Below are 6508 nucleotides of genomic sequence, written 5' to 3'. Positions count from 1 at the left end.
GTGTGGTCGACGGCCACGCCCGCACCCGCCCGCACCGCCATCCGCCCGGCGAGCGCCGAGCCGGGCATCCCCGCGCCCCTTACGGGGCCCGGACAGCGCCCCGTAAGGGGCGCGGGGAACTGCGCGACAAGCCACGACGGCGCCGCAGCCGACAGCCGGCAGGTCGTGGGGTGTACCCAGCACCACCCCCTGACATGGGGCTTCGGGCCAGTGCCCCCCGCTCGTCCGGTCGGACAGACTGACGGCATGACGACGAACACAGACAGCAGGGGCTTTCGGGCCAGGGCCCGGGAGAGCCTGATCGCCGCCGTGCGGGGGCTGGCGCTGGCGGTGGTGATCCTGCCGGTGTCGGCGCTCTGCTTCACGCTGGTCGCGGTGTCGGTCGCGCTGATCCCGGTCGGCGTCGGCATCGTCACCACACCGTGGATCCTGGGCGGGGTGCGGGACGTGGCGGACGTACGGCGGCGGTTCGCGTACGAGTGGTGCGGGGTGCGGATCCGGTCGGCCTACCGCGAGATCCCGGCCGACGCCACCCCTTGGACCAGGACGTTCGCGATGCTGGGCGACCCGCAGGTCGGGCGGGACCTGCTGTGGCTGTCCGTGGACCTGACGGCCGGGTTCGTGACCGCGCTGCTGCCGGCGGTGCTCGTGTTCTATCCGTTCGAGGGGTTCGCGATGGCCGCCGGGCTGTGGCGGGTGCTCGCGAACGGCGAGACCTACTGGTACGGCTTCGTGCCGGTCACCGACCAGGCGACCGCGCTCGGGGCCGCCGCGCTCGGCGCCGTCCTCCTCGTCAACGCCTCCCGTTACGCACCCGCCCTGCTGACCGTCCACTTCCGGCTCAGCCGCGCCCTCCTCGACCCCGGCAAGGGCGAACTCGTCGAGCGGGTCCGGGTGTTGACCGAGACCCGGAAGGACGCGGTGGACACGTCGGCGGCCGAGCTGCGCCGGATCGAGCGGGACCTGCACGACGGGGCGCAGGCCCGGCTGGTCGCCATGGGCATGGACCTCGGGACGATCGAGATGCTGCTGGACAAGGATCCGGAGAAAGCCAGGCAGCTGCTCGCGCAGACCCGGCAGGCGTCCGTGGAGGCGCTGGGCGAGCTGCGGGACCTGGTCCGGGGCATCCATCCGCCGGTGCTGGCCGAGCGCGGGCTCGGGGACGCCGTACGGGCGCTGGCGCTGCGGCTGCCGGTGCCGACCGAGGTGACGGTGGAGCTGCCGGGGCGGGCGGACGCGCCGCTGGAGTCGGCCGCGTACTTCGCGGTGAGCGAGGTGCTGACCAACGCGGTCAAGCACTCCGGGGCCGACCGGATATGGGTGGATCTGCACCATGTGCCGGAGGGCGGCGGCATGCTGCGGATCTCGGTCACCGACCACGGCCGGGGCGGCGCGGCGATCGGGGCCGGGTCGGGGCTCACGGGGGTGGAGCGGCGGCTGGGTACATTCGACGGCGTCCTGGCCGTCAGCAGTCCCGCGGGCGGTCCCACCATGGTCACCATGGAGATTCCGTGCGCGTTGTCCTAGCCGAGGACCTGTTCCTGCTCCGCGACGGGCTGGTCCGGCTGCTGGAGGCCTACGGCTTCGAGATCGCCGCCGCCGTCGAGTCCGGCCCCGAACTCGACCGTGCGCTGGCCGAGCTGCGGCCGGACGTGGCCGTGGTCGACGTCCGGCTGCCGCCGACCCACACCGACGAGGGGCTGCAGTGCGCGCTCCGGGCGCGGCGGGACCGGCCGGGGCTGCCGGTGCTGGTGCTCTCCCAGCACGTCGAGCAGTTGTACGCGCGCGAGCTGCTGGCCGACGGCAGCGGCGCGGTGGGGTACCTGCTGAAGGACCGGGTCTTCGACGCGGAGCAGTTCGTGGACGCCGTACGGCGGGTCGCGGCGGGCGGTACGGCCATGGACCCGCAGGTGATCCAGCAGCTGCTGTCCCGGCGGGCCGACGACCGGCCGCTCGGGGGCTTGACACCGCGCGAGCTGGAGGTCCTGGAGCTGATGGCGCAGGGCAGGTCGAACGCGGCGATCGCGGCCCAGCTCGTCGTGACGGAACGGGCCATCGCGAAGCACACCTCCAACATCTTCACCAAACTGGGACTTGAGGTGTCGGACGACGACAATCGGCGCGTCCTCGCGGTGCTCGCGTATCTGGACCGCGACCGCTGATTTTCCAGAAATTGCCCTGCTCAAACGGCTGTTGTGCCCCAAGTGCGTAACAAATCTCTGATGAATTTGTGAGACGCCTGAACACGCCTGAGACGGGGTGCGTATGAAAGGACGCCGCTTCACTCCTGTCGGGCGCCTCGATGCCGCCCCGCAAGGAAGGTCTGAGGAGTTCCATGGGACGCAACATACGCAAACGCCGCTCGCCGCTGACCGTCAAGGTCATAGCCGCATCGGCGGCTGTCGCACTCGGCGGGGGCGGGCTGCTCTACGCGCAGATGAACGCTTCGGCTCACGAGTCGAACAACTCTGCGCAGAACTACACCAAGGCCGCCTCCGCGACGGTGGCGACCATCTCCTGCCCGGACGTCGGCCAGAAGCTGACGAGCGTGCCCGCCAAGGCCAAGCAGGGGGTGGCGACGGAACTGGCGAACCTCGACAAGCAGATCACCGAGGCCTACTCCCGGCTCGCCTCCACGCGCCAGGCGCAGGCGGGTGACGCCAACTTCGTGCAGAACGCGATCATCGGCCCCCTGAAGGAGAAGCGGGCGGCCACGATCGACCGGATCAGGATCGACGTCACGCGGGTCGGCGGCCAGTTCAACAGCGCGCTCTCGCAGCTCGCCGCCTGCACCACGCAGACCGTGAACCAGACCACCGCCGGTGGTGGCCGGGGCAACAACGGTGGCCGCGGGAACAACAACAACGGCCAGAACAACAACGGCGGCCAGAACAACGGCGGTCAGAACAACGGCGGCGGCCAGGCCACCGCCGCGCCGAGCGCCAGCGCCAGCACCCCGGTCGACGTGGGCATCGGCGGACAGGCTGGCAACGGCCCGACCGCCGCGGACTTCGTGGACATCACGAAGGTCGCCGCCAACGTCCAGGGCAAGCCGCAGAACGGCCAGCAGGCCTCGACCGGTTCGTTCACCACCAAGTGCGGTGTGAACGCGAACAAGAACCACAACACCGACAACGTGATCGTGGCGCCCGGCGTGACCAACGGAGCGCACCACCTGCACGACTACGTCGGCAACCAGAAGGTCGACGCGTTCGCGACCAACGACACGCTGATCGCGGACCAGACCAGCTGCCAGAACCAGAGCGACCTGTCGGCGTACTACTGGCCGGTCGTCCGTGAGCAGGACGGCTCGCAGGACTTCGACCAGAACGCGGCCGGCGGTGGCACCGAGGGCAACGTCGGCAAGATCCTGACCCCGGTCCAGGCCCAGATCAAGTACGTCGGCAGCCCGGCCAGCAAGGTCACGGCGATGCCCCAGTTCCTGCGCATCATCACCGGTGACGCCAAGACCACGACCAACGGTCTGGCCAACGCCAACGCGCACTGGAGCTGCACCGGCTTCGAGAACAAGGTCCAGCTGACCGAGCAGTACCCGATCTGCCCGCAGGGCAGCCAGGTGGTCCGCACCTTCGCCTTCCAGAGCTGCTGGGACGGCACGAACATCGACAGCGCCAACCACCGCACGCACGTCGCGTTCGCGGACCCGGCGAGCGGTGTCTGCGGGAACGGCTTCAAGGCGATCCCGCAGCTGACGATGCGCCTGGTCTACAACGTCACCCCGCCGAGCATCGTCAACGGCCAGGTGAAGAACGCCTACGCGGTGGACGGCTTCCCGGAGCAGCTCCACAAGTCCGCGACCGACCACGACGACTTCATCGCGGTCTTCAAGAACAACCTGGCGACCACCATCGCCAACTGCATCAACTCCGGCAAGCGGTGCCAGTAGCCGACAGCGCTGACTAGCCGATAGCACCAAGAAGCGGGCGGTGGGATTCTCCCACCGCCCGCTTCCGTATGCCCTCGGGGACCGTCAGCTGGTGTGCTTGCTGTGGTCGGTGCCGATCTCCTCCCAGCCGCCCAGGGTGGTCTGCAGCGTCTTGACGAGCTTGTCGGTGCCGACGGCGACCCACTTGCGGCCGACGAGGTAGAAACCGCCGTAGTCCTTCGCGTCGTTGATCCACTCGCGCTGGCCGCGGTCGGTGGCGAAGGTGGCGAAGACGAACTTGCCGGCGGGGACCTTGCAGATCGCCTGGCGGACCTCGTCGGAGTCGATCTGCATGTCCGGGGTGCACTTCACCTTGGCGGCCAGGCTCTCCAGGCTGCCGGTCGCCGTGACCGGGATCTTGGCCGCCGCGTCGCTGTCTCCGGATCCACAGCCCGCCAGCGCCAGTACGGCCACGGCGCCGGCCACGGCGAGCATCGGTCGGGTCAACCTCATCTGTTCCTCCGGTCGCATTGCCGGCCCCGGGTGCCTTCAGGGGGCCCGTCCCCTTCGATACGGCTGCGGGCCGCGAACCACTCACATCGGCTCACATCGTGCGGACACCGCAGTGTCACCCGTGTGGCGGTGACCAACCAACGGGTCGCTCGTTCTTCAGGACGTGCAGTCACAGGATGTAGCCCAGCGTCACGCAGCCTCCGCCGGAGCCCCGCATCCGGCCGTCGACGTCGAGCAGGCCGAGGCCGCGCTCGTCGAGCACTACCCCCGGCTGGTCCGGCTCGCCTACCTGGTGCTGCCGCCGGGGCTCGCGCGCGGCCGTCGCGTCCTGACCGCGCACGCCCTGGTCCAGCGGGCGCTGCCCCGGGGCCGGAAGCAGGTCCCGGTGGTCCCGGCCCAGTCCGACGGCCGGCGGACCGACCCCGGGTACGCGCTGGTCCGCCTCGAAGTGGTGTGTGCGGCGCTGGAGGCGGGCCGGCCGCTGCGGCTCACCGCGTGGCCGAAGCGGGCCCAGCTGCCGCCGCTGCTCCCCCAGGTGTGGGGCCTGCGGCTCTTCCCGCGCTCCGGCGGTGCCGACGAACTCGCCCTGGACCAGCGGCTCGCCGCCCTCTCAGGACCGGCCCGCGCCGCCTACGCGCTGCGCGGCCTCGAACAGCTCCCCGACGCCGACGTACGGGGGCTGCTGAAGGCGGCCGGCGTCGAGCACCCCGAGGGCGCGCTCGCCGAGGCGAACGGCGTCCCGGCGGAGTACCCGCTGCTCGACTCCCCCGAGTTCGACCCCTGTTCGCTGCAGGCCCGGCCCACCGACCTGGTGCGCCGCCGCCGGCACACCAAGGCCGCGCTCGCCGCGGCTGCCGCCCTCGCCGTGTGCGGGGCGCTGGTCGCGCTGCCGGGCGGCGGCTGGGGCGCCGACGGCGCAGCCGCCCCGGTGTACGCGCAGAACCCGGCCGCCCAGGCCGCCCTGGACCCGGCCCAGCTGACGAAGGTCCCCACCGGGGCCTGGAAGACCGCCGCGCGCACCGACTTCTCCGTCTGGCCGGCCCGCGGCGCCCTCACCGGCGACACCGCGCTGCTGCGCCGCGCCCTCGCCGTCTGGGCCCGCCCCGGCGCCACCGTCCGCGTCTCGGCGACCCCCGGCACCCAGACCGGCGGCGCGGCCGGACCACCCCAGCTGCTGTACGCGGGCGTGGTGGACAGCGCCCGGGTGGCGATCTTCTACGACGGTCTGCGCATCGTCCGCTACGCCGAGCCGAAGGACGGTACCGAGGGCGCGGCCCTGGACTTCGCCCGTGCCGACGGCGCGACCGGCGTGGAGGCGAGCGCCCTGGTCCTGGGCCGCTCCGACGGCAACGTCCGCTATCTGACCGCCCCCTGGGTGACCGGGGCGGCCGAGCGGGACCTGACGAAGCCGGACTCCGGGGCGCTGGACCTCGGGCTGACCGACGGGGTGACCGGGCCGCTGGCCAGCCCCGCGGTGCAGCAGGAGACGTGCACGTCCTGGAACGTGCTCCAGCTGACCGACGCGCAGGGTGTGCACCTGGCGACCGACCTGGGCGAACTGGTACCGGCCCGGCTCACCGCCGGGCGGCCCGGCGGGACCGGCGAGGCCACGGGGGCGGCGGCACTGCGCGACTGGGCACCGTTCGCCTGCTCGCTGGCCGCGGAGCGGTCGGCCGGGGTGCGCAGTGTCAACGCGTGGGCGTTCGCCGAGCAGCAGCTGCCGGACGCCAGTGGCGCCGGGTCGTGGGTGTGCACGCGCACCGAGACCTGGCGGGGCGACGGGACGGTGTCGCTGGCCCAGTTCCGGACGCCGGGCAGCCGGTACGGGGCGGTCGCGGCGAAGGGGGGCGACGTGACGGCCTGCGGTCCGCGCGATCCGCACGTGCTGGCCGGGGTGTTGTGGAAGTCCGGCGGCGGCCATTGGTACCTGCTGGCCGCGGGCAGCCGTGACACCGCGTCGATCCGGGCGACCGGCGGGGTCACGGCGTCGGCGCAGGGGACCCAGCTGGTGGCGAGGGCGAAGCAGGGCGCCCAGGCAGACCTGGCGGGGACACTGGAGGACGGGAGCGCGATCAGCGGGCTGCGGTGAGCCGGCACCGCCGGAGGCCC

5 protein-coding genes are annotated in these 6508 nt (G+C 72.2%); 4 read left to right on the top strand and 1 reads right to left on the bottom strand.

The window, feature by feature from the left end:
• Positions 1-246 precede the first annotated feature (246 nt).
• The 3 genes from AB0D74_RS44315 to AB0D74_RS44305 all read left to right on the top strand — a co-directional run bounded on the left by AB0D74_RS44315 (position 247) and on the right by AB0D74_RS44305 (position 3907).
• A complete protein-coding gene (locus tag AB0D74_RS44315) occupies positions 247-1527 on the top strand; it encodes a sensor domain-containing protein (protein WP_362600100.1) in 1281 nt (426 codons plus the stop codon).
• Complete coding sequence (locus tag AB0D74_RS44310; protein WP_362600098.1) at positions 1512-2162, top strand: response regulator transcription factor; 651 nt, start codon at positions 1512-1514, stop codon at positions 2160-2162. Before AB0D74_RS44315 ends, AB0D74_RS44310 begins: the two co-directional genes overlap by 16 nt.
• A gap of 173 nt (positions 2163-2335) precedes the next feature.
• Positions 2336-3907 carry a DUF1996 domain-containing protein gene (locus tag AB0D74_RS44305; protein ID WP_362600096.1) on the top strand — a complete coding sequence of 524 codons (1572 nt, stop codon included), beginning with the start codon at positions 2336-2338 and terminating at the stop codon, positions 3905-3907.
• Between the two features lie 84 nt (positions 3908-3991).
• Here AB0D74_RS44305 and AB0D74_RS44300 read toward each other — a convergent pair whose 3' ends face one another.
• On the bottom strand, positions 3992-4399 hold the full coding sequence (locus tag AB0D74_RS44300) for a hypothetical protein (protein WP_362600094.1): 408 nt from the start codon (positions 4397-4399) through the stop codon (positions 3992-3994).
• Between the two features lie 163 nt (positions 4400-4562).
• Between AB0D74_RS44300 and AB0D74_RS44295 the strand changes: the two genes are divergently transcribed.
• Positions 4563-6488, top strand: coding sequence for a hypothetical protein (locus AB0D74_RS44295; protein WP_362600093.1), 1926 nt, complete (start codon positions 4563-4565; stop codon positions 6486-6488).
• Positions 6489-6508: the final 20 nt, after the last annotated feature.

The organism is Streptomyces sp. NPDC048278 (assembly GCF_040652195.1).
Classification (GTDB): domain Bacteria; phylum Actinomycetota; class Actinomycetes; order Streptomycetales; family Streptomycetaceae; genus Streptomyces.
The sequence above is the reverse complement of the archived record's forward strand: the minus strand, read 5'-3'. Positions and strand labels throughout refer to the sequence as shown.